Below are 26,790 nucleotides of genomic sequence, written 5' to 3' on the forward strand. Positions count from 1 at the left end.
GACAAAACCGCACCGGCGGCCCGCACGCGAACGCGTGCGGGCCGTCCGCGTGCCCGGAGCGCGACCCGCGGCACGACCTTCGTCGGGACCTGTGCAAACCTTCCGTGACCTTCTGCGACGACGTGCGTGCGCGGACCAGGCCGCGTTCCCTACGATGGGGGAGACGGCGGCGGCGCACACGGGCGCCAGCCGTGGCGATTTACTGCCCGGGAACGGCCTGGGCGCGATCATGATCAGCTAGTGAGGTCGACCGGATGGTGCTGAACCGCCTGCTCCGCGCGGGCGAGGGCAAGATGGTGAAGCGGCTGCGCAACATCGCCGATCACATCAACACCCTCGAAGACGACGTGAAGGACCTGTCGGACGCCGAACTGCGGGCCAAGACCGACGAGTTCCGCGAGCGGTACGGCAAGGGCGAATCCCTGGACGAACTGCTGCCGGAGGCCTTCGCCGTCGCGCGGGAAGCCGCGCACCGGGTGCTCGGCCAGCGGCCGTACGACGTCCAGCTCATGGGCGGGGCCGCGCTGCACCTCGGCCAGGTCGCCGAGATGAAGACCGGCGAGGGCAAGACGCTGACCTGTGTCCTCGCGGCCTACCTGAACGCCATCCCCGGGGACGGCGTGCACGTCGTCACCACCAACGACTACCTCGCCAAGCGCGACGCCGAGTGGATGGGCCGCATCCACCGCTTCCTCGGTCTCGAGGTCGGCGTCATCGTCGCCGAGCAGGACCCGCAGGAACGGCGCAAGCACTACAACGCCGACGTCACCTACGGCACGAACAACGAGTTCGGCTTCGACTACCTGCGCGACAACATGACCTGGTCGCTCGACGAATGCGTGCAGCGCGGGCACAACTTCGCGATCGTCGACGAGGTCGACTCGATCCTCATCGACGAGGCGCGCACCCCGCTGATCATCTCCGGCCCGGCGGACCAGTCGTCGCGGTGGTACGTCGAGTTCGCCCGGCTCGCGCCGCTGATGCAGGGCATCGACACCACCACGATGGGTACGCGCGAACGGGTCGAAAAGGCCAACCTGATCAACTCGAAGTACCACTACGAGACCGACGTCCGGAAGCGCACCGTCGCGGTCACCGAGAAGGGCGTCCGGTTCGTCGAGGACCAGCTCGGCATCGAGAACCTGTACGAGGCGGCGAACACCCCGCTGGTCGGCTACTTGAACAACGCGTTGAAGGTCAAGGAGCTCTACCACAAGGACAAGGACTACATCGTCCGCGACGGCGAGGTCATGATCGTCGACGAGTTCACCGGGCGCATCCTGGTCGGCCGCCGCTACAACGAGGGCATGCACCAGGCGATCGAGGCCAAGGAAGGCGTCGAGATCAAGGCGGAGAACCAGACGCTCGCCACGATCACGCTGCAGAACTACTTCCGGCTCTACAAGAAGCTGTCCGGCATGACCGGTACCGCCGAGACCGAGGCGGCCGAGTTCCACCAGACCTACAAGCTCGGCGTGGTGCCGATCCCGACGAACCGGCCGATGGTCCGCGCGGACCGCGCCGACCTGATCTACAAGAACGAGCAGGCCAAGTTCGAGGCCGTCGCCGAGGACATCGCCGAACGGCACGAAAAGGGCCAGCCGGTGCTGGTCGGCACCACGAGCGTGGAGAAGTCCGAGCACCTGTCGAAGCTGCTGCTCAAGCTGGGCGTGCCGCACGAAGTGCTGAACGCGAAGTACCACAACAAGGAAGCGCTGATCGTCGCGCGCGCCGGCCGGAAGGGCGCGGTCACCGTCGCCACGAACATGGCGGGCCGCGGTACCGACATCGTGCTCGGCGGCAACCCGGACATCATGGCCGACGAGGTGCTGCGCGAGCGCGGCCTCGACCCGGTCGAGCACTCCGAGGAGTACGAGGCCGCGTGGCCGAAGGTGCTCGAGGAGATCAAGGAAGAGGCGCGCGCCGAAGCCGACGTCGTCCGCGAGGCGGGCGGGCTCTACGTGCTCGGCACCGAGCGGCACGAGTCCCGGCGCATCGACAACCAGCTGCGCGGTCGTTCCGGACGGCAGGGCGACCCCGGCGAATCGCGGTTCTACCTGTCGCTGGGCGACGACCTGATGCGCCGGTTCAACGCGGTGCTGGTCGAGCGCATCATGACGACGATGCGGCTGCCGGACGACGTGCCGATCGAGCACAAGATGGTCTCCAAGGCGATCAAGAGCGCGCAGACCCAGGTCGAGCAGCTCAACATGGAGACCCGCAAGAACGTCCTCAAGTACGACGAGGTCATGAACGAGCAGCGCAAGGTGATCTACGCCGAGCGCCACCGCGTGCTCGAGGGCGAGGACCTGCGCGAGCAGATCGAGCACATGATCGTCGACGTGGTGAAGGCGTACGTCTCGGGCGCGACCTCCCAGGGCTACGCCGAGGACTGGGACCACGAGCAGTTGTGGACCGCGCTGAAGACGCTGTACCCGGTGAGCCTCGACTGGGACGACCTGATCGAGGACGGCGACCTCGACGCGGAATCGCTCAGCCAGGCGCTGGTCGACGACGCGCTCGACGCGTACGCCAAGCGCGAGGCCGAGATCGACGAACTGGTCGGCGAGGAAGGCTCGATGCGCCGCCTCGAGCGCCAGGTCATGCTCACCGTGCTGGACCGCAAGTGGCGCGAGCACCTCTACGAGATGGACTATCTCAAGGAGGGCATCGGCATGCGGGCGCTCGCGCAGCGCGACCCGCTGATCGAGTACCAGCGCGAGGGCTTCGACATGTTCCGCGCGATGCTCGACTCGCTGAAGGAGGAGGCCGTCGGCTTCCTGTTCAACCTTCAGGTCGAGCGCGCCGAGCCGGAAACCGTGCAGCAGCCGGAACCGTCGGCGCTCCCGGGCGGAGTCACGTCCGCGACCGCCGCGGCGGCGGGCGCCTTCGGCAACCAGGGCGAGGACGAGGGCAAGCACGCCCGCCCCGCCCCGCCGCAGCCCCCGGCCACCGACTCCGATTCGGTCCCGTCCGCCTTGCGCGGCAAGGGACTCGGCGGCGGCGGTGTCCAATCCGGACTGACCATGTCCGGCCCCTCCGAGGGCGGCGGCGTCGAGTCCCATTCGGACAGCGCGAACGACGCGGACGCCGGAGCCGCGGGCGGCACCCGCCGCGAACGCCGGGCCGCCGAGCGGGCACAGGCGAAGAAGGGCAAGAAGGGCCCGCGTCGCTGACGCGTGCCTAACTCCGTCCACTGTGGACGGTATCGACTGAGAACGGCAGCACGAGAACCCTCGTGCTGCCGTTCTTTTTGTCTCCACAGTGGACTTGCTGCAGGATCCCTGTCCTAATCTTCAGGACACGTGTCCCATTGGGAATCAGGCCACTGAGGACCGACCAGCCTGCGCGATCTCGGCGCGCGGCGCGAGCACGTGAAACCGCGTGCACACCCACCCCGTCCGCGTGCGCTCGAACCGGGCCGCCAGGGCCAGCACCCGGGGTCCGGAGTGGATGATCGTGCTGGTTTCCAATGCGGTCTCGGCCGGACGGCAGACGCGCAACTCCCCGGCGACGTGATGGCGGATGCCCGGCATCAGCCCTTGGCTGCTGAGCCGGGAAAACAACGCCTCGTCCACGAGCGGACGGATCTGCCCGGCCGCCCGCCGCCCGGCGAGGACTTCGAGTATGGCGTTGAGCCGCTGGCTCAGCCGCTGCCCAGTAGGCGGATCGGCAAGCCGCACCAGCCGATGCCCGGCAGGCGGCAGTTCGTGCGGCGACGGCCACCGACCGCGCCGATGCCTGCGCCGCCCCTTGACCTCCGGGACCGCAGCCAGCGGCCGGAGGCTGTGGTTCGTCATTGAGTTCCCTCCCCGAAACATGGACGTCCACCCGCGGGTTAGTGCGTCCAGGGGCCGGGGGATGGGACGTTGAGTGCCTGATCCGGCGAAAAGGGCAGATTGGCGCAGACGGGATGAGCTTGATGCGCTAAGGGGCTTCCCGGCAGCAGTGGGCGCAGGACGCCCGCGACGAGTGTGGCCAGTGCGCGCGCCACGTTGAGCGCACCGGAGGCGATGACGTGAATCCCGCGCGGCCCTGGGCGGCCCTGCCCGAATAACCGCAACGCGCATCGTGCTGACCTGCCGAGGAAACCCGACCGGCAGAACAAGCAGTTAGGCTGGCGAAGTGCTGAAAGGCTTGCTCGTCGACTACGCCGGAGTCCTAACCGACCCGGACGCCGCGCTCGTCTCGAACGCACCCGGAGCCGCCCCTGGGGTGAAAACCGAGCTGGCGCAATACTTTGACGCGCTCGTCTTCTCCGGCGAGGTCGGCGTCGCCAAGCCGAACCGCGAGATTTATCTTGTCGCGGCTGAGCGGATCGGGCTGGCCGCGCCGCGGTGTGTGTTCGTGGACGACGCCGAGCGGAACGTGCGCGGGGCGGTCGCCGCGGGCATGGTCGGCGTGCATCACCGCAGCATCGCCGAAACTCTCGACGAGCTGGCGGCGTTGTTCAGTTGACCCCGCGTCGCACCAACTCGAACGACAGCACAGCGGCCGCGGCGGAGACGTTCAGTGATTCGACGTCGCCGGGCATCGGGATGGACAGCCATTCCGTCACCAACTCGGCAACTGCCTCGCCGACGCCTTCGGTTTCGCCGCCCAGTACGAAGGCCGAACGCTGCGGCAGCTCCGCGTCGAACACCGAGGTCGACGCAGAGGCACCGAGTGCGAACAGGCTGTATCCGGCTTCCACCAGCATTTCCGCCGCCTCGCGCGCCGATCCGCAGCGCAGTACCGGTGCCCGGAAGGCAACGCCTGCCGAGGATTTCACCACCATCGGATCCAGCGCGGCGACGCCCCGGCGCGGCACGATTACGCCCGACAGCCCGGCGGCCGTCGCGGTGCGCAGGATCATTCCGACGTTGGCCGGTGTGGTGATGCCGTCCAGGAGCAGCAGCCGGGCCGGTGGGCGGCGGTCGTCGAGGGCCGCGGCGAGGGCGCGCATTCGCGGCGCGACGACGTCGGCCAGTACGCCCTGGTCTTGTTTTCCGTTGCCGGCCAGCACTTTCACCCGGTGTGCGCTCGCGCGCTGCACGGGCACCCCGGCGGCTTTCGCGGCGCGCTGGATTTCCGCGGCGGCGGGGCCGCGCGCGGTGTCGGCGAGGATCACCTTGTCCACGCGCAGATCCGGATCGCCCAGTGCCTCCAGCACGGGTTTGCGCCCGTAGACGGTCAGGAAGCGGTCTTTCGGCGAACCCGCCAGCTCATCACCCACACCGGCCAGTCTCGCATTGTGTAAGGATCGGCTCATGCCCGACCGCCTGTCCGCGCTGGACGCCTCGTTCCTGTACGTCGAGGACCAGACGACGCCGATGCACGTCGGGGGCGTGGCGATCTTCGAACGGCCGTCGTCCGGGTTCACCTACGAGCAGGTCCTCGACCTCGTCGCCGCCCGGCTGGCGTTCCTGCCCCGCTACCGCCAGCGCGTGCTCGGCGTGCCGGGGCACCTCGCGCGCCCGGTGTGGGTGGACGACGTCGACTTCGACCTGAACTACCACGTCCGCCGCTCCGCGCTGCCCCAGCCGGGCAGCGACGACCAGCTGTTCGACCTGGTCGCGCGGCTGATGTCGCGCCGGCTCGCGCCGGAACGCCCACTGTGGGAGGCGTATTTCGTCGAGGGGCTGGCCGGCGACCGGGTCGCGATGGTGACGAAAACGCACCAGTCCGTTGTGGACGGTGTCGGCACGATCGACCTCGGCCAGCTCATCCTCGACGAGACTCCCGAACCGCCCGAGCCGTTCGAGGACATGTGGGCGCCGCGGCGCGAGCCCAGCCGTGCGCAGCTGGTGCTCGACGCGATGAGCGAGACCGTGCAACGGCCCGGCGAGCTGATCGAAAACGTGCGCTCCATCGCCGGTGACGCGGTGACCACGGTGAGCAAGGCCGTCGAGACGCTCGGTGGCGTCGCGGCGACGATCACCCGACCCGCGCCGCCCGGGCCGTTGAACGTCCGGGTCTCCGGCGGCCGCGTGTTCTCGGTCGTGCGCACGCGGCTGGAGGATTTCCGCAAGATCCGCGCGGACCACGGGGGCACGGTCAACGACGTCATCCTCGCCGCGATCACCGGTGCGCTGCGGGAATGGCTGCTGTCGCGCGGGGAGCACCTCACGCCGACCGAGACCGTGCGCGCGCTCGTGCCGATGGCGGTCACCGACGCCGAAACGGCCGAGTTCGCGACTCCTGCGCTGGTCGGCAACGAGGTCGCGGCCTACCTGATCGACCTGCCGGTCGGCGAGCCGAGCGCGGTGCTGCGGCTGCAGCACATCGGCCACGCGATGGCCGAGCACCTGAATTCGGGAAGATCGGTGGCCGCGCGCGGGTTGCTGAAGGTGAGCGGGTTCGCGCCGGCGACGCTGCATTCGCTCGGCGCTCGGGCGGGCGGATCGCTGTCCGGGCGGATTTTCAACCTGATGATCACGAATTCGCCGGGGCCGCAGGTGCCGATGTATGCCGGAGAGGCGAGACTGGTGGAGATGTTCCCGGTGATGCCGCTGATGCGCACGCAGGCGCTGGCGATCGGGGTCACCTCCTACCACGGCGGTGTCTACTTCGGACTCAACGGCGACCGCAAGGCCGCGTTCGACGTCGGGCTGCTCGGCGGGATGATCGAAGAAGCACTGGAAGAGCTGAAGGGTGCGCACTGGTGAGGGTTTATCTGCCTGCGACGATCGCGATGCTGCGCGACCTGGAGGCCAATGGCGAGTTCCGCGCTCGCAGCGGCACCGGTTTCGCGCTGACGCCCGCCCTGCGCGAGGCGTACGCGAGCGGTTCCGACGAGGAACTGGAATACGCGGCGTTGCTGGACGCGGCCCGCGCCTCGCTGCGCCTGATCGCCGCTGAGGAAAAGGCCGAACCGCGGCGGGCCGTGGTCTCGGTCGACGTCGACGACGCGACGCTGCGGCCGGATCTGGACGCGGCCGTCGTGCGCCTCGCCGGTCCGGTGCCGAAGTCCCAGATCGCGGCGATCCACGTGGACTCGGCCGAGGCCGAGGAAGCGGTGGCCGCAGCGGCGGCGGTGATCGACGCCGCTGACCTCGGCGACGAGGACGCCGAGTTCACCCTCGGCGACGCCGAAGACCACGAGCTGGCCTGGTACGCGCTGCAGGAGCTGCCCTTCCTGCTCGAACTGCTTTAGCGGGTCCGTGAAGGGCTCCTTGAGGGAATCAGATTCCCTCAAGGAGCCCTTCACGGCACGTCAGCCGCCGGTGAGGACGCCGATCTCCGCCGGGGCGGGGGCGTTCACGGTGACCGGGGAGTTCCAGTCCGTGTAGTGCGCCTTGACCGTGGCGACGCCGGTCTGCCCGGTGGCTTGCATGACCGGCGTCAGGTCCAGGACCAGCTGCATCGGCCGGTGCTGCGGGTCCAGCCAAAGGTCGAACGGCACCGTCTTGCCGCGGTCGCCGAGCCGGGTCAGCGCTTCGGCGGGAAGCCCACCGGGCAGTTCCGAGCCGAGTTTCCCCAGGTCGACGGTCAGGTGATAGTGCTCGGCCGAGGCTCCGTCGAGGGTGGTCTGCTCGCTGGACGCCACGGTTCCCGCCGTGCGGACCTGCGCCAGGGTGCGCGCCGGGTCGTTCTGCTCGGCCAGTTGCGCCAGGCTGCCGCCCAGCACCTGCGAGAGCGGATCGGTGCCGTCCGGCGACACCTTCACCCACGCTTTGTGGTCGCTGACCTGGTCTCGCGCGCTTTCCGGCACCTTCGCGTACAGCGTCTTGTCCACCAGGCGCAGTTCGATCGGCTCGCCGACGTAGTCCGTCGTCATCGAGAGCGACGTTCCGGCGGGGTCGAATTTCGCCTGGCCCTGCCCGTGGGACACGAGGGTTCCGGTGGTGACGTCAGCGGTGAACTTCGCGGTGTGCCCGGCCAAGGTCGCGGCCGAAGCGGCGTCCGCGAGCGCGCGGGCGTCGGTGAAGCGTTGCGGTTCCGGGGTGCTGGAACAACCCGCCGAGGCGATCGCCAGCAGCGCGGCGACACCCGCCACGGCCGTCCTGCGCATCCGAAAACCCTCTCTGACCGGCCGTAAAGTGCCTCAAGCCAAGCACAACGGGCGGGTCCGCCCCGTTCGGGGGAACGCGTGCTACCGGCAGTAGCGCACAAAAAACGGGCCCCGAGCCGGAGTGGCTCGGGGCCCGCGAAGAGCGGCGGGGGTCAGCGCCCCATCTTCTTCATGAGCTCGCCGAAGTCGGTGACCTGGTCGGCGGGCGGCGCGGTCACGTCGACCGGCTTGCCCCAGTCGCTGTACTTGACGTCGATCTTGCCGCCGGCCGCGGCCGCGGCCGGCGAGCCGGTCGAGGCGCCGAGCTGCTTCATCATTTCCGTCTGGTCCATGGTGATCTGCACCGGAAGCTGGTCCTTGTCGATCCAGATTTCGGCCGGGATCTGGATGCTCTTGCCCTCGAGCATCTTCTTCATCTGGGTCTTCACTTCTTCGGGCATGCCCTTGGCGTAGGTCTCCATGGACTTGCTGACGTCCAGCTCCACCTTGTAGTGGTTGACCTTCTCGCCGTTGAGGTCGACCTGGTCGGCCGAGACGATCCGGCCCGTCTTCGAGACCTGGTCGAGGATCTGGGTCGGGTCGCTCTGCTGGGTCGACTGCGACATCATCTTGCTGAACGACTGCGACATCGGGTCGGTGGCGTCCGGCGAGATCTTCAGCCACGGCTTGTCGCTGCCGAACTGCTTGGACTGCGAGGCCGGGACCTTCATGTAGAGGGTCTTGTCGACGTAGCGCATTTCGGTGGGGCCCTGCGGGCTGTCCATCGTCATGGCCATGGCCGAGTTCTCGCCGTCGAAGCGCATCGAGCCTTCGGCCTTCTGGCCCATCATTTCCATCGTCATCTTCGCCGACTTGGCCTTCTCCGTGCCCTGCTTGGCCGCGTCGGCCAGCTTCAGCGCGTCGCTGAACGGCGACGCCAGGCCGGACCCGCCGTCCTTGGACTGCCCGGCCGGGGACGCGGTGCCGTTCTCGGCGCTCGAGCCGCAGCCCGTCAGCACCAGCGCCAGCGCCGCACCGGCGGCGACAGCGAACGTCGTGGTCTTGCGCATGGTTCTCCCCCTAGGAAGGAATCGGTCTTTCACCTGCGTTGCCGCCGGCTGCCTTCGCGGCCGCGTCCTTGCGGTCCGGCGCGCGGGGCGACTCCGCGAGGTTGCTTCTGAGACGCCGTCCGGCGGGAAAAGGTTCCCTCCGCCGGAGAGGTTTCTTCCCGTTTATCTTATCCGCCCAGGTTGTCCACCAGATCCGCGGCCGGGGCCGCGACCTCGACCGGAGTGCCCCAGCGGCGGTACTGGACGGTCAGCACCGAGCCGGTCAGATCGGGGTCGAACCGGGCCATGGGCCGTTCGTCCAGGACGACCTTGACCGGTCGCTGGTAGTCGTCGAGCCACAGGTCGAGCGGGATCCGCACCCCCTTCCCGGACAAACGCGTCCGGATCCGGTACTGCGATTCGTCGGAGACGAAGCCGATCAGATGGTCCGCGACACGCTCGAAATCGAGCCGCACGCGGTAGTGCGTGAGCTTGCGGCCGTCGAGTTCGACCGGTTCGGACCCGGTCAGTTCGCCGCCTCGGACGAGCTGGTCGACGGTGCGCAGCGGGTCGGTCTGCTCGGCGGTTTGCTCCGCGAGCTTCCAGAACGCCCTGGAGTACAGGTCGGCGGCGAGCGGGAAGACCCGGATCCACCGGCTGCCGGAGTCGGCTTGTGCGGTGGGCGGTTTGACGAAGACCGTCTCGCTGGCCATGCGCAGTTCGGCCCCGTTGGTCATGCGCAGGTCGACCGCGGTGTGCGGGCCGTTGTAGAGAAGGCCGACCTCGACGTCGGCCGTTCCTTTGCCGCTCTCTTCGGACATGGTCAGCCGCACCGTGCCGGTCTTCCCGAGGCTCTGGCGGACAGCCGCGGCGAGCGACCCGAGATCGGTGAACGGGCCCGCCGTCGATGGCGCGGGCGCGCCGCACCCAGCCAGCGCGAGCGCGGCGCAAACGGCCGCGGCGCCAACGCGGAGCCGCATGGATTTCCCCCTGGACTTGGAAGCTGTCGCACTCCGTATCGGCGGCCGACGCCAGGGGTTACGCCGTTCAGGTCACGATTCGGTGCGGATGTCCCCGCCGCCCGAACGCGACACCAGGAGCCTGCGCAGCGACGCCAGCCGTTCCGCTCCGGCGTTTCCGTCGGCGACCACGTCGTCCAGCGCGCAGTCCGGGTCCTCGGGCGGGCCGAGGTGGCCGCAGTTCGGCGGGCATTCCTCGGCGGCCGCGGCGAACTCCTCGAAGGCGTTGACGATGTCGTCCGCGGTCACGTGCGCGAGCCCGAACGACCGGACCCCGGGGGTGTCGACCACCCAGCCGCCGCCCGCCAGCGGCAGCGCCACCGCGGCGACCGAGGTGTGCCGTCCCTTGCCGACCGAGCTGACGTCGCCGGTCGCCAGTTCGGCGGCGGGCACCAGGCGGTTGACCAATGTCGACTTGCCGACTCCGGAGTGTCCGACGAGGGCGGTGATCCGGCCGGCGAGGCGTTCGCGCAGGCCCTCGGGCTCCTCGTCGTGCCGGGTGACGATGGCCGGGACGTCGAGGCCCGCGTAGCCGGCGAGCAGCGAATCCGGGCTGGCGAGGTCGGCTTTCGTCAGGCACAGCACGGGTTCCAGGCCGCCCGCGTAGCACGCGACGAGGCAGCGGTCGATGAATCCGGGCCGGGGAAGGGGATCGGCCAGCGAGGTGACGATCAGCAGCTGCGCGGCGTTGGCGACGACCACCCGTTCGTACGGATCGGTGTCGTCGGCGGTGCGGCGCAGCACGCTGGTGCGCTCGTCGACGCGGACGATCCGGGCCAGCGTGTCCGGCCGTCCGGACACGTCGCCGACCAGCGCGACCATGTCCCCGACGACCACCGAGACGCGGCCCATTTCGCGGGCTCGCATGGCCATCACGACGCGATCCGGATCGGCGTCGACCGCGCACGTCCAGCGGCCGCGGTCCTTGCCGATCACCATCGCGGTGACCGCGTCGGCGTGCTCGGGCCTGCGCTTGCTGCGTGGCCTGGTGCCCTTGCCGGGACGCACCCGCACGTCGGATTCGTCCAGCCGCCTCCAGTCGCCTCGCCCCAAGCCGCCCACGTCCTCCCGGTCGCCCTTTGCCTGGTCGAATGATCCCATGCCGGTCGCGCCGGGCCCGGTTTGCGTGCGACGATGGCGTTCGAGGCACCCCGAGGAGGTTGGCATGTGCGGCCGTTACGCCGCGACGAAAGACCCGGCGAAGCTGGTCGAGGAGTTCGCCGCGGTCGACCTGACCGAGGGCCGGGCGCGAGTGGACCACAACGTCGCGCCGACCAAGAACGTCGTGACCGTGGTGCAGCGGCACCCCCGCGACGCCGAGGGGCTCGTTCTCGAGGACGAACCGGCGGAGCGCTCGCTGCGGATCATGCGGTGGGGCCTGGTTCCGTTCTGGGCCAAGGATCCTTCGGCGGGTTCGCGGATGATCAACACGCGTGCGGAAACCGCGAAGGAGAAGCCCGCGTTCAAGCGCGCGCTGGCGTCGCGGCGCTGCCTGGTTCCCGCCGACGGCTGGTTCGAGTGGCGGCGCACGGGCAAGGAGAAGGAGCCGTTCTACATGACGGATCCCTCCGGGAAATCGCTCGCCTTCGGCGGAATCTGGGAAAGCTGGCGGCCGAAGGACGACGCGGACGCCGAACCGCTGATCACCTTCTCGATCCTGACGACCGACGCCGCGGGCCAGCTCACCGACGTCCACCACCGGATGCCGCTGATCGTGCCGCACGAGAACTGGGCGGGCTGGCTCGACCCGGACCGGTCCGAAGTGGACGAACTGATGGTGCCGACGTCGGCCTCGGTCGTCGAATCGCTGGAGTTGCGGCCGGTGTCGAGCCTGGTGAACAACGTCCGCAACAACGGCCCGGAACTCTTGCGGCGCACGGAAACCGAACAATCCGTCGACTCGCTGTTCGACCTGTCATGACCACGCTCGAGATCGACACCGAGCACGGGATCGCGCGAGCCGAACTGCATTGCGCGCCCGACGGCGACGCGGTGCTCCTGCTCGGCCACGGCGCGGGCGGCGGCATCGGGGCGAAGGACCTCGTCGCGGTAGCTCGCGCGGCCATCAAGGTCGGAGTGCACGTGGCGCTGGTGGAACAGCCGTACCGCGTGGCAGGGCGGCGTGCGCCCGCTCCGGCGAAGCAACTGGACACGGCGTGGCTCACGGTGGCGGACGAGGTGTCCGCCCGTTTCGACGATTTGCCGCTGATCTTCGGCGGCCGCTCGTCGGGTGCGCGAGTGGCCTGCCGGACGGCTTCGGCCGGGCAGGCGGTCGCGGTGCTGTGCTTGGCGTTCCCGGAGCATCCGCCGGGGAAGCCGGAGAAGTCGCGGCAAGCGGAACTGGACGCGGTCGAGGTGCCTGCGCTGGTGATACAGGGGGAGCGCGATCCGTTCGGTCGTCCGGAACCCGCGCCGCACCACGAGATCGTCGTAGTGGCGGGAGACCACGCCCTGTCGAGCGACCTGGACGCGCTCGCCCGCGCGGCGGCGGAGTGGCTGGTAAGGATCGTCCGGCCGCATTCGTGACGGCGGCGCTCCTTCAGACAGCGATCTGTCAGCGTTCCGAAAGCGGTGTGGTTTTCGCTGTCCGTATGGCCGCACGCGGGGGCGGCCGACGGACGAAGGGGGCAGGTCGTGCCGGACGGGTATTCGGTGGACCTCGAAGGGTTCAAACAATCGCTGACTGATCATCTGGACCCGGCGGTCGAGCATTTCGCCGCCGGCGCCGACGCGGTGCGCCCGCTCCGCGACCTCGACATGGCCGGCCTGCTCGGTGCCGACCAGGCTGGTCTCAACGTGGCCTTCGCGGTGCGGGCGACCGGCGTGCACAAGCTGATCTCGCAGTCCCAGGACCAGCTGCGGGATTCGCTGCGCGGACTGGACGACGCATTGTGGGAGGCGTACCGCGTCTATTCGAGCACCGAGCAGGCGCACACCGACCGGCTGCACGGAATCGGCAAGGGCTGAGGGGGAGCGATGGCCAACGTCGATCCGAGCGTCTTCGCCGGCCTGGCACCGGAATTCCTGGCAGACCGGAAGCTGCTGGCAGACGTCGCCAACTGGGCGGACCTGTGCACCGCGCCACGGGGAGCGCCGGTTCAGCATCCGGAATCCGGAATCAACAACCACGTCCTGGACGATTCGCGGCAGTGGCCAGACCGTTCCAAGATCATACAGGACAACCGGCCGGCCAACCTGCCGATGCCGGACACGACGATCAACCATTTCTTCTACCACGCCCGGGTGCTGTCACAGCCCCAGCTGGACAAATTCGAGGATCCGCACCGGCTGCTCGGCGATCTGCTGGTGAACCTCACCGTGAACCTGACCAACCAGCCGGGCGACGTGCACGATCCGCAGAGTCCGGCCCGGCAGGCGAGCGGCGGGCAGATGGGCCTGCACGACGCGCTGGACCATCTCTTCGACAACTGGTCGGGGGCGGCAAAGGACAAGTGCCTTGACTACGCCGGGTCGATCTACGATTTCCTGCAGCACGAGCAGGTGATCGTCGCGGAGGCGGCCGATGCGCTGCTGGCGTACTGCAGCGTGCTCGTCGGAGCGCGGAAGAAGCTGGTCAACCTCATGCGCGGGTTCGTCTCGGCGATGCAGAAGCGGGAAGCAGAGGATGTTTCCGAGGACCAGGCCTTCCCGTGGGGGATCGTCGCGGCCGCGGTCGTCGCGGTGGCGAGCGGCGGCTTCGGGCTGGCCGCGCTGCCGGCGGCGGCCGCGACGGCGGAGATCGTCAACGCGGTCGCCCAGCCGGTTTTGGGGTTGGCCGGGAACGTCGCGGACAAGATGCTGAGCAGCGGGGGCACCAACAGCGTGACCTCGGCCGATTACGAGGCCGCCGCCCGGCAGTACTTCCACGACGCCGACGCGATCATCGAGGATGTCCGGAAGGGGATCACGCAGATCGCGCAGTCGTACGGAGACATGGAATCCCGATATCTCCCGCCGCCGGCTCCGCCGCTGACGAAAGCCGAGTTCGACGCGAATCACCGCGAATTGGAGCCGGAAGCGCGCTGATCACCGCGCCGCCGACCCGGCCCGCACGTCGGCCAGCTCCCGGAAATGGCGCCGGTAGTCGACTGCGATGATCGGGTTGGCGGCGACCAGTCCGTCGAGTTCCCGTTGCAAGGCACGGGCTCGATCGTGCTGACCCAGCAGGTAGCAGGCGCGGGTCAGGTCGCAGAGCACGCCGCCTTCCAGCGCGGTCGAGCCGAGTTCCCTGGCGATCCGCAGGGCTGCCCCGAGGCTGTGTTCGGCCTCGGGGCACCGGCCCATCCCGAGCAGCGCACGGCCGTGTCCGTGCCGGGCTTCGCCGGTTTCCCAGCCCGCCCCCACTTCCTCGCAGATCGCCAGCGCTTGTTCGGCGTGCGTCAGCGCTTCCGCCGGCCGGTCCAGGATGAGCAGGATGTCGCTGAGCACTCCGTTCGCGGCCGCGACGTTGATCGGATTGCCGGAGCGAGGCGCCAACTCCAGAGCGCGGTAGCCGGCATCGAGCGCTTCCTCGTTGCGGTCCAGCACGGTGTACGCCGAAGCGAGGTTGAACAAGCACATCATCTCGCCGTCCACTGAGGACAATGCGCGCCAGGCCGAAAGCGCCTGCTCGTATTCCGCGACGGCTCGGTCCGCTTCGCCCATGCCGAGCAGAGCCAGCCCCAGGCCGTTGCGCATCCACGCTTCGCCGACGCGATCGTCCGAGCGCAGGGCTGCGGCGAGGCCGGTTCGATGCGTTCGGACGAACAGGGTGCACTCTCCGCACATCAGGAACACGTGCGCCATCGTCCGGGCGATCTGCCAGGACTGGCGGTCCAGCCCCGTTTCGTACGCCTGCTGGACGGCCCAGATCAGGTTGGTTTGCTGGGACAGCACCCAGTCGGCGGACGCGTCGGCGCTCGAAAACCGTTCGACCGCCGGGCCGTCCGCGCCTTCCGCTTCGGTGTAGGGCCGGGACGCGTCGAAGGCGTTGACCGCGGACGCGGCGTACCAGTCCACCAGGCGGGCGGTCGCGGTTTCGTCTTTCTCGGCGGTCAGGCTGACCGCGTAGTCGCGCAGGAGGTCGTGCAGATCCCAGCGGTCTGGGTGGCGTTGCTCGGCGAGGTGCGCGGCGGTGAGCTGGTGGAGGAGGCGGCGGGCTTCGTGGACGTCCACCGCGGCGAGCGCGGCGGCCGAGCGCGCCGATACGCCGCCGACCGGATGCAGCCCGAGCAGCCGGAACAGCCGGGCGACCGGTGCAGGGAGCGCAGCGTAGGAATAGGCGAAGAGAGCGGCGAGGTTGCTGTCGTCGCCGTCGTCGAGATCGAAACCGCGCAGGACGGCGTCTTCGTCGAATTCCGCGACGACTGCTTCGAGGGAGCGGCCGGCCTGCCGGTTGACCCGCTCGCCGAGGATCCGGATGGCCAGCGGCAGCCCGGCGCACAGTTCGAGCGCGCGCACCCACGCCGCGGATTCGGGCTGGATGTCCGCGAGCGAGGTTCTGAGCAGCTCGCCGCCGTCGCTCGGGGCGAAGCGCTGGACGGTGATCGGGCGCGCTCCGTGCCGGGTGATCAGGCCGCCGAGCCGGCGTCGGCTGGTGACCAGCGTCAGGCAGCCGGCACCGGGCAGCAACGGCTGTACCTGCGCGGTGTCCCACGCGTCGTCGAGCACGAGCAGATACCGGCGGTCGGCGGTGCGGGACCGCCACAGGGCGGCACGTTCCGCAGGGCCTGCCGGGACTTCCTCGCCGGAGACTCCGATCGCCCAGAGCAACCGGGCCAGCAGCGCGTCCGGGCTCGCCGGCCCGCCCGGCGAGAACCCGGCCAGTTCCAGGAAGAGCTGGCCGTCCGGGAAACCGGCGGCGACCTGGTGGGCGAAGCGGACCGCGAGCGCGGACTTGCCGACGCCCGCGGTGCCTTCGAGCAGCACCACGCCGGACGGCACCCCGTGCAGCTCGGCCAATTCGCTGGTACGCGCGGTGAACCCGGCGACGTCAGCGGGCAGCTGCCGAGGCACCGGCGACGGCGTGGCATGCGGCCGGTGGTCGAGCGCCGGGTCGGCGGTGATGATCGCCTGGCGCACCTCGCGCAGGCCGGGGCCGGGCCGCAGCCCCAGTTCCTCGTCGAGGACAGCGCGGATGCGGTCGAACGCTGCCAGCGCGTCCGCCTGGCGTCCGGCGCGGTACAAGGCGATCATCAGCTGCTCGTGCACGCGTTCGCGCAAGGGGTGTTCGGCGGCTGATTCAGTCAGGACCGGGATCAGCTGCCGGTGCTGGCCCAGTGCCAACATTGCGTCCGCGCGGGCTTCCCGCACTGCTTGCGCTTCTTCGCGCAATGCGGGCACCACGTCCCGGCGCAGTACTTCGGATTCCACATTGGACAGTGGCTCGCCGGACCATTCGGCGAGCGCGGTTTCGAACGCGGCGACGGCCTCGGCGTGCGCACCGCGCTCGGCAGCTGCCCAGCCGCGAGCGGCAGCCGAACGAAACCGGGTCAGGTCGACGGCGTTCTCGGGAACGTCCAGGCGGTAGCCGCCCAGCCCGGTCCGCAGCACATCTGCGGTGCTGAGCATGCGGCGCAGGCGGGAGACGTAGTATGGACGGACGCGCGGGCGTTGCGCGGCCCGTCGCCGTCCCAGAGCCAGCGCGTCAGCTGTGCGACGCCGACTTCCTGCCCGGGATGAGTCAGCAGCCCGGCAAGCACTACCAGCGGACGCTCGCCCTCGGTGGGCAGGGTGATGCCGTCCTCGACCGCCCGCACCGGTCCCAGCACCTGAAACGTCAGTTCCATGCTCTGCAGTATCGCCGGGGAACAGAGCGAAAACAGCCCCTTGGCGATACTCGCGGCAATCCGGATTTCCTTCGTGAACACCCGGCAAGACCGTTGGCCGTGGATGGCTGCAATTCGGACGTTGTCCCAGCTCAGAGCGAGATCTTTCGGGTTGTCCACAGCTGGGCGGGTCGGTGGGCAACTGTGCGGGTTCTGTGTCGCCAGACCGCTTCACCGTCGAGGTCGCCGGTAATGTCGGTCGCGGGAGCACTGGAAGACGATAAGCAGATCAGCGCGGTCGTCGGCGTCGAACGTCCGGCAGGGTGCGCCGAACATACCGAGGTTCGCGACAGCGGCCACGGCCGCCGGAGCGCGAAGCCGTCCGCTCCGGCGGCCGGCGGCAGCTCGATGGCGCGACGGTCAGCGCGTGGGCGGCGTCCATCCGGTCGTGCGTGCGTGGTGACGATGGCGGAGGTCGCTTCGCCTGGATTCGGGTGGCTCCGAACACGGCCGAGCTGATGGCCAGGACGTGCTCGGCGTCGAAGAATCAAGTCGCGCGGCCATGATCGACGGCACAGCCGGGCGGTCGCGCTTTCCCGCACCTCGTCGAAGCTGGTGCGGAGCTGCTCGCCCGGTTCCGTGAACAGGTGCGAGAGGCGATCGAGCACCTCGCTTCGCGACTGGCCGGCACTGGTGCGGCGCGCGGAAACCGAGCCGCCCGTCAGGCAGGCGGTCGCCGTGCTGTGCCTGGCTTTTCCGGAGCATCCGCCGGGGAAGCCGAAGTTCCGGCAAGCCGAACTGGACGCGGTCGAGGTGCCCGCGCTGGTGATCCAGGGGAGCGGGACCCGTTCGGGAGGCCTTCGGCGGCTCCGCATCACGAGGTCGTCATGGTGGCGGAGGACCATACGCTGGCGAGCGATTTGGACGCGGTGGCGCGGGTTGCCGGAGGAGCGGCTGAGGCGGGTTGTCCGGCCGCATCTGTGACGACGCTGGCTGTGGATAGTTTGAGAGCTCGTTTCCGCTGGTCAGTGCTCTTTCTGTGGAGTTGTCCACAACCCGGCCAGCCTGTGGGCAACTGGTGCGGAGACCGGTTCCGGGGCGCTTGTGCCGGGTAGGGTGGGCAGCGACGTCAGGTTGTGAGGTGCCAATCTTAGGCGATGCGCATGATCGCGGGCGCGTCCGGGCAGTGGGGCGACCAGCCCGGGGCGCCGTTCGTGACGTAGGCGACCCACGCCGCGTGGGTGCGCACAGCCAGTGCGGGATCCGGTCGTGCTGTGCCGAGCAGCCCGGACGGTCCGTAGAGGCCGGGCAGCGCGGCGTGGTCGAACACGAACGGCAGTTCGGCGCAATGGCACGCACCCAGCGGGTGGTCCGGGCTGGGCGGGGGCCAGGCGAACTCGTAGACGTGCGTGGGGTTTCCGGCCCTGCTGTGCGCGTCCGCAAGGAGCCGGTTGCTCGCTTGGTACGCCTCGGTCATCAGGCGCGCGGCTAGGTCGCCGGGGGACGCGTCGGGGTGCCGTGCCCGGGCGCGGGCGATGGCCGCAGCGGGGTCTGGGAATCGGCGGGCCGCCGCGGATTGCAGTCCGGCGTCGTCGATGTTCGCGGTGTAGAGGTTCGCCTCGTCGGCGTTGGTGCCGATCAGGAGGCTGACCGGGGCCGTGTTCCCGGACGCGGGTTGGGTCGGCAGAGTCGCCTCGTCCAGAACTGGTTTGTACGGGCTGTTGCCCAGTGACGTATCGCGGAATCCGGCGATCGCCGCCCCGGGCATCGCGGCGGGTGCGGCGACCAGTCGTTCGTCGGGAAGCTCGCTCAGCGCGGCCGCGGTGGGCGCTACGCCAAGCGCGTCGGCTGTGGCGCGCGTGATCAGGTCGGCTTTCTCGACCGGGAAAGCGCATTCGCCGCTACCGCTCTGGCTGATCGCCCGGCGGAACAAGCCCGCAGCCCCGGGGGTGACGAGCAGGGCGGAGACCAGCATGGCCCCGGCGGACTGTCCGGCCACCGTGACGTTGCCCGGGTCGCCGCCGAACGCCGCGATGTTCTCGGCGACCCAGCGCAGTGCCGCGAGCGCGTCGAGCAGGCCGCGGTTGGCCGGGGCGTCCGGGAGCCGCAACCATCCGGCGACCCCGAGGCGGTACTGCACCGTGACCAGGACGACGCCGTCGCGGGCGAAGGTGTCGCCGTCGTAGAGCTCGGTCTGCCCGGTGCCCGCGGTGAACCCGCCGCCGTGGAAGAAGACCAGCACCGGCAGACCCGCGCTGGCCGGGTCGGGCGTGCTGACCGTGACCGATAGGTAGTCGGCACCGGGCACCCAGCCGGAACCCAGTACTGGCGTCAGGTCGACCCCGCCGAAATCACGCCGGGCGGCCGGTGTGGTCGGGCCGGGCCGGGTGGCGTCGCGTACGCCGTCCCAACGTGGTGCGGGGGCGGGTGCCTGGAACCGCGCGGCACCGGACATCGGTGCGGCGTAAGGAATCGCGCGAAACGTGTGCACCCCGTTCCGCACGGTGCCGCGGACTCGTCCGGAGGCAACGGAAACCACGGTCATGCGTCGGACCCCCATCGATTAACCGCGAACTTCGCACCGTCCCGGACGATTTCCACGGCTGGTCCGGCACCGACGTGCGCGGGGAAAACCAGGGCACGGTCGTCGGCGGCCTGGCCGAGCAACCGGTGCCGGGTCGCCGCGGCGCGCGCCGGGTCCTCGCAGAAGCAGCTGCTGAGGCCGGGTTCGGCGAATTGCAGCGGGTGGTGCAGCAGGTCACCGACGAACAGCGCCCGGTCGGTGCCCGAGCGCACGGTCAGCACGCACGATCCAGGCGTGTGCCCGGGTGCCGGTTCGAGCCGGAGGGCGCCGTCGATGTCGTAGCCGTCCTCCCACAACCGCGCCTGTCCACTGTGGACCACCGGGGCGACGCTGTCGGCGAAGACGTTTTCGTTCGCCCGCGCCAGTTTCGGCAGGTGCGGCCCGGACGGGTCCCAGAAGTCGTGATCGGCGCGCGGCAGCAAGTAGGTCGCGTTGGGGAACGTCGGCCGCCATTCGCCGTTGTCGAGGCGGGTGTTCCAGCCGACGTGGTCGGCGTGCAGATGCGTGTTCACGACGAAGTCGACCTCTTCGGGCGCGACGCCCGCCGCGGCCAGCCGGTCGAGGAATCCGGTGCGCAGCTGGTGAAACGCCGGGGTACCGGGCCGGTCCTTGCCGTCGCCGGCCCCGGTGTCGACCAGGATCGTGGCACCCCCGCTGCGCAGCACCCACGTCTGCACGCAGGTGCGCAGCAGCCCGGACTCGCGGTCCCAGGAGTCCGGCGGAAGCCCGGATTCGTGCGCTCGCCACGTGTCCCGCGCGAGGCCGGGGAACATCGCTTCGGGCGGCCGGGTGGTTCCTTCGTACTCGACGACGCGCGTCGCGGTCACCGAGCCCAAGGCGATCGTGTCGGTCATGCGGTCACTTTCTCCGTCTGAAACAAGCTCGTTAGGCCGTTTTCCTGCACAAGGATTCCATGAGATGCCGTATTTCAGCAATCAGTAGTGATATTCGCCTGATCCAGTCATAGTCTGGCTTGGGTAGGCTGCGCGTGCCCGAACCTGAAGGAGGCACCCGGTGGCCGACGACGGGGTACTGGACGACATCGATCTCGATCTGGTCGCCGCGCTGCAGCACGCGCCCCGTGCGCCCTTTGACGTGCTGGCTCGTGTCCTGGACAGCTCGGCGCGCACGGTCGGGCGGCGTTACGGCCGGATGCTGGACGACGGCCTGCTGCGCGTCATCTGCGAGGTCGACTGGTCGCTGCTCGCCGAGGGGCCGCCCGCGCACGTGTGGCTCGGCGCCGAGCCCGGCCGGGCTCGCGAGGTGGCGGAGGCGCTGGCGCGGCGCGACGACACCACGCATGTCGCGCTCGCCTCGGGTCGCGGTGAGGTTTACGCCGTCGTCCATGGGATGACCCGCGGTGCCACGGCCCGTGCGCTGGTCGACGAGATCCCCGCCGTGCCCGGCATCCGCTCGGTGCGCGCGGAGTCGGTGTTGCGCAGGCTCACCAGTTCCGCGGCGTGGCGGTTGCGCAGGCTGACGAGCGAGCAAGAAGAGGCGCTCGCAACGCACGCCGGGGCGGCGGCGGAGGAATCCGGCACCGAGCTCGGCGCGCTGGAACGCGAAGTCGCGGCGGTCTTGCGCGACGACGCGCGGACGCCGTATTCGGACGTCGCTCGCGTGCTCGACATCTCCGAGTCCCGGGCTCGCCGCGTCGCGACCGCGATGTTCGGCTCCGGGCTGCTGCGGCCTCGCGTCGAGATCGAACCAGGCAAGCTCGGCTACCGGGTCGAGGCTGTCCTCGGCATCTCGTGCCCGCCGGCCGTAACGACCCGGGTCGGCACCGCGATCGCCGCGCACCCGGCGACCCGGTTCCTCGCGCTCACCGCGGCGTCGTCCACCTTCGTATGCGACGGCGTCTTCCGCGGCGAAGACGAGCTGGCCGATTTCGTCAGCGGCGGTTTCGTCGGCAGCGAGGATGTCACCGCGGTCGAGTGCACCCTGCAACTGGAGGTGCTGAAACGCTATTGGCGAGCGCCGGCTGCGTGACGGTCAGCGGTTAACTTGCACGCGGTGGTGCGTGCCGCGGCGGCGGGTCGTCCGGCACTGCCGCTGATTCCACTGCCGGGCAGATTCGGAGAACGCGACATGACCGATCAACTGCGCGTCGTGCTCGCCGACGACCACTACCTGGTCTGGGAAGGCACCCGGAAGCTCCTCGAGGACTCCGGCCGTGTCACGGTCCTCGCCACGGTCGGCACCGGCGAGGAACTGCTCGCCGCCGTGGAGCGCGAACGTCCGGACGCGGTGGTCGCCGACATCCGGATGCCGCCAGGCCAGCACCTCGAAGGCATCACCGCCGCGCATGCCATCCGGGCCGGGAACCCCGGGATCGGAGTGGTGGTGCTGTCCCAGCACGCCAGCGAGCAGTACGCGTTCGCCCTGTTCCAGCACGGCACGTCCGGGCTGGCTTACCTGCTCAAGGAACGGATCGGCGACGTCGGCGAACTCGTCCGCGCCCTCGGCGAAGTCGCCGCGGGCGGGTCGGTGGTCGATCCGCGCGTCGTGGAAGTCCTCGTGCACAGCCGGGCGCGCGGCACCGCCTCGCCGCTGGCCCGGCTGACTCCCCGCGAACTCGACGTGCTGCGGCTCATGGCAGGGGGACGGAACAACCGGGGGATCGCTGAGTCGTTGGGTCTGGCGGAGTCAACGATCGAGAAGCACGTGAACTCGACGTTCGCGAAGCTCGGTCTGGCCGAGGAGTCCGGTTTGCACCATCGTGTCGCGGCAGTGCTGGCTTATCTTCGCCACGGCACGTCCGCCTGACCGTCAGCAGGCGCGCAGGTGCTGATCGAAGAACGACAGCACGCGATCGCGCACCACAGCTGCCGCGTTCGCGATGGTTCCGATGAGTTTGTTCCGGTCCGGCGAACTCATCAGCCCCGCGGCTTCCATCTGGGGAGCTTCGGAGCCGAAGTCGGTGAGTGCCCAGTGCGCGGCGTCGCCGATCTGCGACCAGCGGGCGCGACCGCCGTGGTGGGCGAGCAGTGCGGACCAGGTCCGGGTGATCCGTGCGTCCCGGAATCCGGCTGTGCCCAGCAGCAACACCGGCCGGTGCACGCCGTGTGCGGCCACCGGGAGCAGTTCGCCGTTCTGGCCAGGAGAGTCCGGCAGGTAGTCGAGATACCCGTCCAAATCGGCGGCCGCGTCGACTCGCCGGTCCTCGTACAGCACCTCGGCGGCCGCCGCGCCGCCCGCGCCATGGCCGTACATCCCGACGCGTCGCAGATCCAGGGCGCGGCCGAGATCGCGCGGCAGGATGCGTTTCTCCGCGTCCGGATTCTGGCCCGCGGCAAGGGATTCGAGTGCGTCGAGGGCGAAGCGCAGGTCGGCGAAGCGCGTGGTCATCATCGTGCGGAAGACCGCTGGGCTGGTACGCGGGTCGGCGGGCAGTTCCTGGATGGTGCGCGGCGGCCGGTTCGGCAGGTCGACTTCGCTTGTCTCGCCCGGGTGATCGACAGTCACCACCACATAGCCGTGGCTGGCCAGGTCTTCGGCGACGCTGGTGCCGAGCGTGCGTGGGTCGCCGAAGCCCGGGCTGTAGAGCACCACCGGCCGCCGGACCGGTTCGGCGGGTGCGCCGGTGTGCGCGTGCGTCATCGTGGCGGCCCAATCCACTCCCGTTCGCGGCAGCTCCCGATGCAGATAAGGGACGTCTATCGCCGCGAACAGCCCGGCCGCGGCCGCGGTCATCTGCGGGGCGAGACGGTAGCCAAGGGTGTCGGCGGCGGGATAGAACACGGTCGTCATCAGCTCTCGAAAGCCCAGTTCGGCGTCCCACGGGTCCGCTCTGGTGCGGTCGACCAGATGCAGTTCGGCGACTCCGACCCGATGCGGGCCGGTCGGCGACGGCAGGTCGAGGACGAGCGATTGCGCGGGCTGAGCCCAGGCGGTGCTTCCCGCGAGCAGCGACGCGGTGAGGAACACGAGCAATCCACGAAACATTTCTTCTCCCGCAACGGTTTCGGGTCCGGTCCCAGAACTCTCGCGGGCCGCGCTGTCCCGGAACATCCGGCAGTCCTGGCGTCGCGATGGAGGTTTGCCTCTACCGGCGCGTCCGGCGACCATGGTGGCCGCTGGGGAGGGAATATGCGGTGGTTGCTCCGCGGGTCCGCGCTGATCGGCGCGGTCTGTGTGCTCTGGTCGGTGGTCGCGGCGTTGACGGTGCTGGACAGCCCGCTCACGGTGGCGGTCGCGGTCGCCGGGCCGCTGCCGAGCTGGCTGGTCGGGGTTTTCGCGTGGCGGCTCGCGCCGCGGCATCCGGTCGCGTGGCAGGCACTCGCGACGGGCGTGCTGTTCGCGATGCTGACGGCCGTCGCGTTCCTCGCCGCCGCGGCGGGGAACGCGTTCGATTTCGTTCAGCTGCCCCGGATGTGGCGAGTGCTGATCGGAGGGATCGCGGCCGTCCTCATCGTGGCCGTGGTCCGGCTGGTGGGGTTGCTGCCGGACGGGCGTTATCGGTTCGCCTGGGAGAAGGCAGTGCTGCGCTCGCTGTGGCTGGTGGTGCCTTTCGCGCTGGTGCTCACCTACGTGGGCGGGCCGCTTCCGGTCAGCCCGATTCCGCTGGGCCTGTGGCTGCTCGTACTGGGGCCGGTTCTGCTGGCCGCGCGGTATTTCCAGCTGCCGCGGGCACAACGGCGGCTCTTGCGCTGGCTGCTGGGAATGGCGGTGCTCGTCGGCACGACGGTGCTGGTGCCGCTGGTCATGGCGAGCAGGCTGGGGCCGGGCCCGCTCACGCCGATCCTCGTCTTGGCGGCGACGACGGCCGTTCCGGTCGCGCTGACGGCGGCGGCTTTTCGCTACCGGATGCTCGGCGTCGAGGTCCGGCGTTCGACCCGGTACCGGTTGCTCTGGCTGCTCATCGCGTTGTGGTACATCGGCGTGGTGGCCGGGTTGAGCCTCGCCGCGAGCCGCTTCCTCTCGCTCTGGCCCGCGATGCTGGTCACGGTCGCCGCGACTCTGGCGGTGCTGCCGATCCAGGCGCGGCTTTCCCGCGCCGCTGCCCGGCGGGTGTTCGGACGCCGGCCCAGCAGCTACGAACTCCTGGTGCACTTCGGCGGGACGCTGGAGCAGGCATTCGACCTGCCCGCGCTCGCCGATCAGCTGGCCGGCGGGCTGCGCGAGGTCCTGGACCTGAGCTGGGCACGGGTGCGCCTGCGGTCGCCGGAGCCGGTCGTCGCGATCGCGGGCGAACCGGGTGCGGCTGTTCGGCTGGAGGTGGTCCTCCGACACGGTGGCGCCGACCTCGGCGTGCTCGAATGCGGTGCCAAAACCGAGGGAGAGTTCACCGCCTCGGACGAAGAACTGGTCGCGACCCTCGCCCGGCAGAGCGCACTGGCGGTGCACAACGCCAGGCTTTCCGCGGAACTCTCGGCCCGGCTGGACCAGATCGAACGCCAGGCCAGCGAGCTGGAGGCGTCGCGAGCCCGCATCGTGCACGCCCAGGACAACGAGCGGCGGCGGATCCAGCGGCGGCTGCACGACGGCATCCAGCAGGAGCTGATCGTCCTGCTGACCTCGCTTCGGCTTGCCCGCAACCAGCTCCGGCGGGATCCCGGCCAGGTCGATCCGGCACTCGGCGAGGCGCAGGAGGCGCTCTGCCGCGTCGTCGAGGAAGTCCGCGAGGCGGCGCACCGCATTCACCCGGCAGAGCTGACCGATCAGGGCTTGGCGGCCGCGGTGGAATCCCGTGCGCGCCGGATGCCGGTCCCCGTCGAGGTCGACACCGATCCGGACGTGCGGGCCACCCGGTTCTCCGTCGATCTCGAGGAAGCCGCCTATTTCATCGTCTCCGAGGCGTTGGCCAACGTGCTCAAACACGCCCAGGCCACTCAGGCGACCATCCGGCTTTCGCTTCAGGCAGGGGAGCTGTTCCTGGAAATCCGCGACAACGGCCGCGGCTTCCCTCCGGATGCCCGCCCGGCCGGATTGCACGATCGCGCGGACACTGTCGGCGGCAGGTTGACGATCATCAGCGGGGCGGGCTCGGGCACTGCGGTGCGTGCCCAGCTGCCGGTCCGGGAAAGCGCATCAGTGCCAGGGTGGAGTCCATGACTGCCAACGACTACGACACGTTCGGCGAGGCCTACGCGATCGAAACCGAGCACAGTCTCATCAACGCCTACTACACCCGCCCCGCGATTCTCGATCTCGCTGGCGACGTGGCAGGCCGGAAGATCCTCGACGCGGGCTGCGGTGCCGGACCGCTGGCAGCTTCGCTGCGGGAACGCGGCGCGGACGTGAGCGGTTTCGATTTCAGCGTCACCATGGTCGAGCTCGCCCGGAAAAGACTCGGCGCGGACGCGGACCTCCGGGTGGCCGACATCAGCCAGCCGCTGCCGTACGCCGACCAGCAGTTCGACGACGTCATCGCGGTCCTGGTGCTGCATTACCTGGAGGACTGGACCGCCCCGCTGGCCGAGCTGCGGCGGATCATCCGGCCCGGCGGACGGCTGATCCTGGCCGTCAACCACCCGGTTCTCTACAAATTCGTCCATCCCGAGGGCAATTACTTCGCCGTCGAACGATGGTCCGAGGAGTACACCTTCAACGGGCAAAAGGGCGTCCTCGAGTACTGGCACCGTCCGCTGCACGCGATGACCGACGACTTCGCCAAAGCCGGGTTCCGCATCTCAGTGGTCAGCGAGCCGTACCCGGCCGAGGGGGCGAAGGAGAAGTTCCCCGAGGAAATGCAGGGTAAGGAAGCTTTCCTCTGCTTCCTGTTCTTCGTCCTCGAAGTACCCGAAGCCGCTTAGCCCGCCGCGATCCCGGCCACGACCGCGCCGGTCAGCCGGACCAGTTCGGCCGGGTCCAGTTCCACCTCGAGACCGCGCCGGCCGCCGGAGCAGAACATCGTCGGGTGGTCCAGCGCCGAGCCGTCCAGGACCACGGGCAGGCGGCTCCGGTGGCCGAGCGGCGAGATCCCGCCGAGCACGTATCCGGTGGCCCGCTGGGCCGCGGCCGGGTCGGCCATTTTCGCCTTTTTGCCCCCGGCCGCCGCGGCGAGCGCCTTCAGGTCCAGCTGGCCGGTGACCGGCACCACGCCGACGACCAGTTTCCCGTCCACGTCCGCGACCAGCGTTTTGAACACCCGGCCGGGCTCGAGGCCCAGCGCTTCCACCGCCTCCAGCCCGAACGACTCGGCCCGGGGGTCGTGGTCGTAGGTGTGCACGGTGTGCGCCACCTTCTGCTTCTGCAGCAGCGCCGTCGCCGGAGTGCCCTTGCCCGCCATGGCGGCGAGTCTACGAAACAGCTCGGGAATGCCTGGTCGGCACACTCTGTTGAAGACAGCGTGACCACCACGCTCGCCACCCCCCGCCCCGCAAGGAGCCGTCCCGGGACCGGCTTTCCGAATCCCCGCGTAAACTCGGTGCTGCCGTATGCGCAGACGCGCATCGACGCCGAACGGGAAGGGAACGGT

Annotated in this window: 23 protein-coding genes and 2 pseudogenes; 13 read left to right on the forward strand and 12 right to left on the reverse strand. The window is 69.7% G+C overall.

From position 1 onward, the window contains the following. Positions 1-254 precede the first annotated feature (254 nt). Positions 255-2,810, forward strand: a pseudogene (secA, locus tag DMP23_RS41100) (preprotein translocase subunit SecA); the annotation flags it as partial. Positions 2,811-3,320: 510 nt separating this feature from the next. Here the strand turns inward: secA and DMP23_RS41105 are convergent. Next, a complete protein-coding gene (locus DMP23_RS41105; protein WP_205670141.1) occupies positions 3,321-3,800 on the reverse strand; it encodes an Rv3235 family protein in 480 nt (159 codons plus the stop codon). A gap of 325 nt (positions 3,801-4,125) precedes the next feature. Here DMP23_RS41105 and DMP23_RS41110 point away from each other — a divergent pair, with 325 nt between their 5' ends. Continuing rightward, positions 4,126-4,458 (forward strand): HAD-IA family hydrolase, encoded by a 333-nt coding sequence (locus tag DMP23_RS41110; protein ID WP_337824178.1) that lies wholly within the window; start codon positions 4,126-4,128, stop codon positions 4,456-4,458. Here DMP23_RS41110 and DMP23_RS41115 read toward each other — a convergent pair. Further along, positions 4,451-5,215, reverse strand: a complete 765-nt coding sequence (locus tag DMP23_RS41115) for a TrmH family RNA methyltransferase (protein WP_337824179.1) — start codon at positions 5,213-5,215, stop codon at positions 4,451-4,453. The two genes, DMP23_RS41110 and DMP23_RS41115, sit on opposite strands and share 8 nt — an antisense overlap. Positions 5,216-5,249: 34 nt before the next feature. Here DMP23_RS41115 and DMP23_RS41120 point away from each other — a divergent pair, with 34 nt between their 5' ends. Next, positions 5,250-6,647 (forward strand): WS/DGAT/MGAT family O-acyltransferase, encoded by a 1,398-nt coding sequence (locus tag DMP23_RS41120; protein WP_037816566.1) that lies wholly within the window; start codon positions 5,250-5,252, stop codon positions 6,645-6,647. Continuing rightward, positions 6,644-7,135, forward strand: coding sequence for a DUF6912 family protein (locus DMP23_RS41125; protein WP_106961329.1), 492 nt, complete (start codon positions 6,644-6,646; stop codon positions 7,133-7,135). Before DMP23_RS41120 ends, DMP23_RS41125 begins: the two co-directional genes overlap by 4 nt. Before the next feature lie 60 nt (positions 7,136-7,195). Here the strand turns inward: DMP23_RS41125 and DMP23_RS41130 are convergent, their stop codons facing one another. From DMP23_RS41130 to rsgA, 4 genes are all read right to left on the reverse strand, one after another. Further along, positions 7,196-7,993: a lipoprotein gene (locus tag DMP23_RS41130; protein ID WP_043832901.1), complete on the reverse strand. Its 798-nt coding sequence runs from the start codon at positions 7,991-7,993 to the stop codon at positions 7,196-7,198. Positions 7,994-8,145: 152 nt separating this feature from the next. Further along, positions 8,146-9,042 (reverse strand): hypothetical protein, encoded by an 897-nt coding sequence (locus DMP23_RS41135; protein WP_337824180.1) that lies wholly within the window; start codon positions 9,040-9,042, stop codon positions 8,146-8,148. A 167-nt stretch (positions 9,043-9,209) separates the two neighbouring features. After that, positions 9,210-10,001, reverse strand: a complete 792-nt coding sequence (locus DMP23_RS41140; protein WP_337824181.1) for a hypothetical protein — start codon at positions 9,999-10,001, stop codon at positions 9,210-9,212. A gap of 72 nt (positions 10,002-10,073) precedes the next feature. Further along, a complete protein-coding gene (gene rsgA / locus DMP23_RS41145; protein ID WP_037816845.1) occupies positions 10,074-11,093 on the reverse strand; it encodes a ribosome small subunit-dependent GTPase A in 1,020 nt (339 codons plus the stop codon). Positions 11,094-11,205: 112 nt separating this feature from the next. Between rsgA and DMP23_RS41150 the strand changes: the two genes are divergently transcribed. From DMP23_RS41150 to DMP23_RS41165, 4 genes are all read left to right on the forward strand, one after another. Further along, positions 11,206-11,961 carry an SOS response-associated peptidase gene (locus tag DMP23_RS41150; protein ID WP_337824182.1) on the forward strand — a complete coding sequence of 252 codons (756 nt, stop codon included), beginning with the start codon at positions 11,206-11,208 and terminating at the stop codon, positions 11,959-11,961. After that, positions 11,958-12,566: an alpha/beta hydrolase family protein gene (locus DMP23_RS41155; RefSeq protein WP_337824183.1), complete on the forward strand. Its 609-nt coding sequence runs from the start codon at positions 11,958-11,960 to the stop codon at positions 12,564-12,566. Before DMP23_RS41150 ends, DMP23_RS41155 begins: the two co-directional genes overlap by 4 nt. Positions 12,567-12,674: 108 nt before the next feature. Further along, the gene (locus tag DMP23_RS41160; protein WP_037816550.1) at positions 12,675-13,007 is read left to right on the forward strand and encodes a hypothetical protein; all 333 of its coding nucleotides are present in this window, start codon (positions 12,675-12,677) and stop codon (positions 13,005-13,007) included. A gap of 9 nt (positions 13,008-13,016) precedes the next feature. Then, a complete protein-coding gene (locus DMP23_RS41165) occupies positions 13,017-14,066 on the forward strand; it encodes a hypothetical protein (RefSeq protein ID WP_337824184.1) in 1,050 nt (349 codons plus the stop codon). Here DMP23_RS41165 and DMP23_RS41170 read toward each other — a convergent pair whose 3' ends face one another. Beyond that, the gene (locus DMP23_RS41170) at positions 14,067-16,589 is read right to left on the reverse strand and encodes an AfsR/SARP family transcriptional regulator (RefSeq protein ID WP_337824185.1); all 2,523 of its coding nucleotides are present in this window, start codon (positions 16,587-16,589) and stop codon (positions 14,067-14,069) included. Beyond that, on the reverse strand, positions 16,511-16,807 hold the full coding sequence (locus DMP23_RS41175) for an AfsR/SARP family transcriptional regulator (protein ID WP_337824186.1): 297 nt from the start codon (positions 16,805-16,807) through the stop codon (positions 16,511-16,513). Before DMP23_RS41175 ends, DMP23_RS41170 begins: the two co-directional genes overlap by 79 nt. Before the next feature lie 705 nt (positions 16,808-17,512). Between DMP23_RS41175 and DMP23_RS41180 the strand changes: the two are divergent. After that, positions 17,513-17,770 (forward strand): annotated as a pseudogene (locus DMP23_RS41180) (alpha/beta family hydrolase); the annotation flags it as partial. 166 nt (positions 17,771-17,936) lie between these two features. Here the strand turns inward: DMP23_RS41180 and DMP23_RS41185 are convergent. Continuing rightward, positions 17,937-19,331, reverse strand: coding sequence for a carboxylesterase/lipase family protein (locus DMP23_RS41185; RefSeq protein WP_337824187.1), 1,395 nt, complete (start codon positions 19,329-19,331; stop codon positions 17,937-17,939). Continuing rightward, positions 19,328-20,224: an MBL fold metallo-hydrolase gene (locus DMP23_RS41190; protein ID WP_337824188.1), complete on the reverse strand. Its 897-nt coding sequence runs from the start codon at positions 20,222-20,224 to the stop codon at positions 19,328-19,330. The genes DMP23_RS41185 and DMP23_RS41190 overlap by 4 nt, the downstream gene beginning before the upstream one ends. Positions 20,225-20,384: 160 nt before the next feature. On the opposite strand from DMP23_RS41190, the gene DMP23_RS41195 reads away from it, so the two are divergent. Together DMP23_RS41195 and DMP23_RS41200 are read left to right on the forward strand one after the other, a co-directional pair. Continuing rightward, the gene (locus DMP23_RS41195) at positions 20,385-21,359 is read left to right on the forward strand and encodes an Lrp/AsnC family transcriptional regulator (RefSeq protein ID WP_134728097.1); all 975 of its coding nucleotides are present in this window, start codon (positions 20,385-20,387) and stop codon (positions 21,357-21,359) included. Positions 21,360-21,458: 99 nt separating this feature from the next. After that, the gene (locus tag DMP23_RS41200) at positions 21,459-22,136 is read left to right on the forward strand and encodes a response regulator transcription factor (RefSeq protein ID WP_337824189.1); all 678 of its coding nucleotides are present in this window, start codon (positions 21,459-21,461) and stop codon (positions 22,134-22,136) included. 3 nt (positions 22,137-22,139) lie between these two features. Here the strand turns inward: DMP23_RS41200 and DMP23_RS41205 are convergent, their stop codons facing one another. Beyond that, positions 22,140-23,315 carry an alpha/beta hydrolase gene (locus tag DMP23_RS41205; RefSeq protein ID WP_337824190.1) on the reverse strand — a complete coding sequence of 392 codons (1,176 nt, stop codon included), beginning with the start codon at positions 23,313-23,315 and terminating at the stop codon, positions 22,140-22,142. Positions 23,316-23,459: 144 nt separating this feature from the next. Here DMP23_RS41205 and DMP23_RS41210 point away from each other — a divergent pair, with 144 nt between their 5' ends. Continuing rightward, complete coding sequence (locus DMP23_RS41210) at positions 23,460-25,424, forward strand: sensor histidine kinase (RefSeq protein ID WP_337824191.1); 1,965 nt, start codon at positions 23,460-23,462, stop codon at positions 25,422-25,424. Then, positions 25,421-26,125 (forward strand): class I SAM-dependent methyltransferase, encoded by a 705-nt coding sequence (locus DMP23_RS41215; protein WP_134728101.1) that lies wholly within the window; start codon positions 25,421-25,423, stop codon positions 26,123-26,125. The genes DMP23_RS41210 and DMP23_RS41215 overlap by 4 nt, the downstream gene beginning before the upstream one ends. Here the strand turns inward: DMP23_RS41215 and ybaK are convergent. After that, positions 26,122-26,601, reverse strand: a complete 480-nt coding sequence (gene ybaK, locus DMP23_RS41220; protein ID WP_037816530.1) for a Cys-tRNA(Pro) deacylase — start codon at positions 26,599-26,601, stop codon at positions 26,122-26,124. The genes DMP23_RS41215 and ybaK overlap by 4 nt on opposite strands. Between the last annotated feature and the right edge of the window lie 189 nt (positions 26,602-26,790).

Origin of the sequence: Amycolatopsis sp. A1MSW2902 (assembly GCF_017312175.1) — a bacterium.
Classification (GTDB): Bacteria; Actinomycetota; Actinomycetes; order Mycobacteriales; family Pseudonocardiaceae; genus Amycolatopsis; species Amycolatopsis nivea.

What these genes read in the sequence shown, in the direction of transcription:
- ybaK (WP_037816530.1), bottom strand. Translation starts at nt 26,601, where the DNA reads ATGGCGGGCAAGGGCACTCCGGCGACGGCGCTGCTGCAGAAGCAGAAG.
- DMP23_RS41205 (WP_337824190.1), bottom strand. Translation starts at nt 23,315, where the DNA reads ATGTTTCGTGGATTGCTCGTGTTCCTCACCGCGTCGCTGCTCGCGGGA.
- DMP23_RS41130 (WP_043832901.1), bottom strand. Translation starts at nt 7,993, where the DNA reads ATGCGCAGGACGGCCGTGGCGGGTGTCGCCGCGCTGCTGGCGATCGCC.
- DMP23_RS41135 (WP_337824180.1), bottom strand. Translation starts at nt 9,042, where the DNA reads ATGCGCAAGACCACGACGTTCGCTGTCGCCGCCGGTGCGGCGCTGGCG.
- DMP23_RS41190 (WP_337824188.1), bottom strand. Translation starts at nt 20,224, where the DNA reads ATGACCGACACGATCGCCTTGGGCTCGGTGACCGCGACGCGCGTCGTC.
- DMP23_RS41215 (WP_134728101.1), top strand. Translation starts at nt 25,421, where the DNA reads ATGACTGCCAACGACTACGACACGTTCGGCGAGGCCTACGCGATCGAA.
- DMP23_RS41140 (WP_337824181.1), bottom strand. Translation starts at nt 10,001, where the DNA reads ATGCGGCTCCGCGTTGGCGCCGCGGCCGTTTGCGCCGCGCTCGCGCTG.
- DMP23_RS41175 (WP_337824186.1), bottom strand. Translation starts at nt 16,807, where the DNA reads ATGGAACTGACGTTTCAGGTGCTGGGACCGGTGCGGGCGGTCGAGGAC.
- DMP23_RS41120 (WP_037816566.1), top strand. Translation starts at nt 5,250, where the DNA reads ATGCCCGACCGCCTGTCCGCGCTGGACGCCTCGTTCCTGTACGTCGAG.
- DMP23_RS41200 (WP_337824189.1), top strand. Translation starts at nt 21,459, where the DNA reads ATGACCGATCAACTGCGCGTCGTGCTCGCCGACGACCACTACCTGGTC.
- DMP23_RS41155 (WP_337824183.1), top strand. Translation starts at nt 11,958, where the DNA reads ATGACCACGCTCGAGATCGACACCGAGCACGGGATCGCGCGAGCCGAA.
- DMP23_RS41170 (WP_337824185.1), bottom strand. Translation starts at nt 16,589, where the DNA reads ATGCTCAGCACCGCAGATGTGCTGCGGACCGGGCTGGGCGGCTACCGC.
- DMP23_RS41185 (WP_337824187.1), bottom strand. Translation starts at nt 19,331, where the DNA reads ATGACCGTGGTTTCCGTTGCCTCCGGACGAGTCCGCGGCACCGTGCGG.
- DMP23_RS41150 (WP_337824182.1), top strand. Translation starts at nt 11,206, where the DNA reads ATGTGCGGCCGTTACGCCGCGACGAAAGACCCGGCGAAGCTGGTCGAG.
- DMP23_RS41165 (WP_337824184.1), top strand. Translation starts at nt 13,017, where the DNA reads ATGGCCAACGTCGATCCGAGCGTCTTCGCCGGCCTGGCACCGGAATTC.
- DMP23_RS41210 (WP_337824191.1), top strand. Translation starts at nt 23,460, where the DNA reads ATGCGGTGGTTGCTCCGCGGGTCCGCGCTGATCGGCGCGGTCTGTGTG.
- DMP23_RS41105 (WP_205670141.1), bottom strand. Translation starts at nt 3,800, where the DNA reads ATGACGAACCACAGCCTCCGGCCGCTGGCTGCGGTCCCGGAGGTCAAG.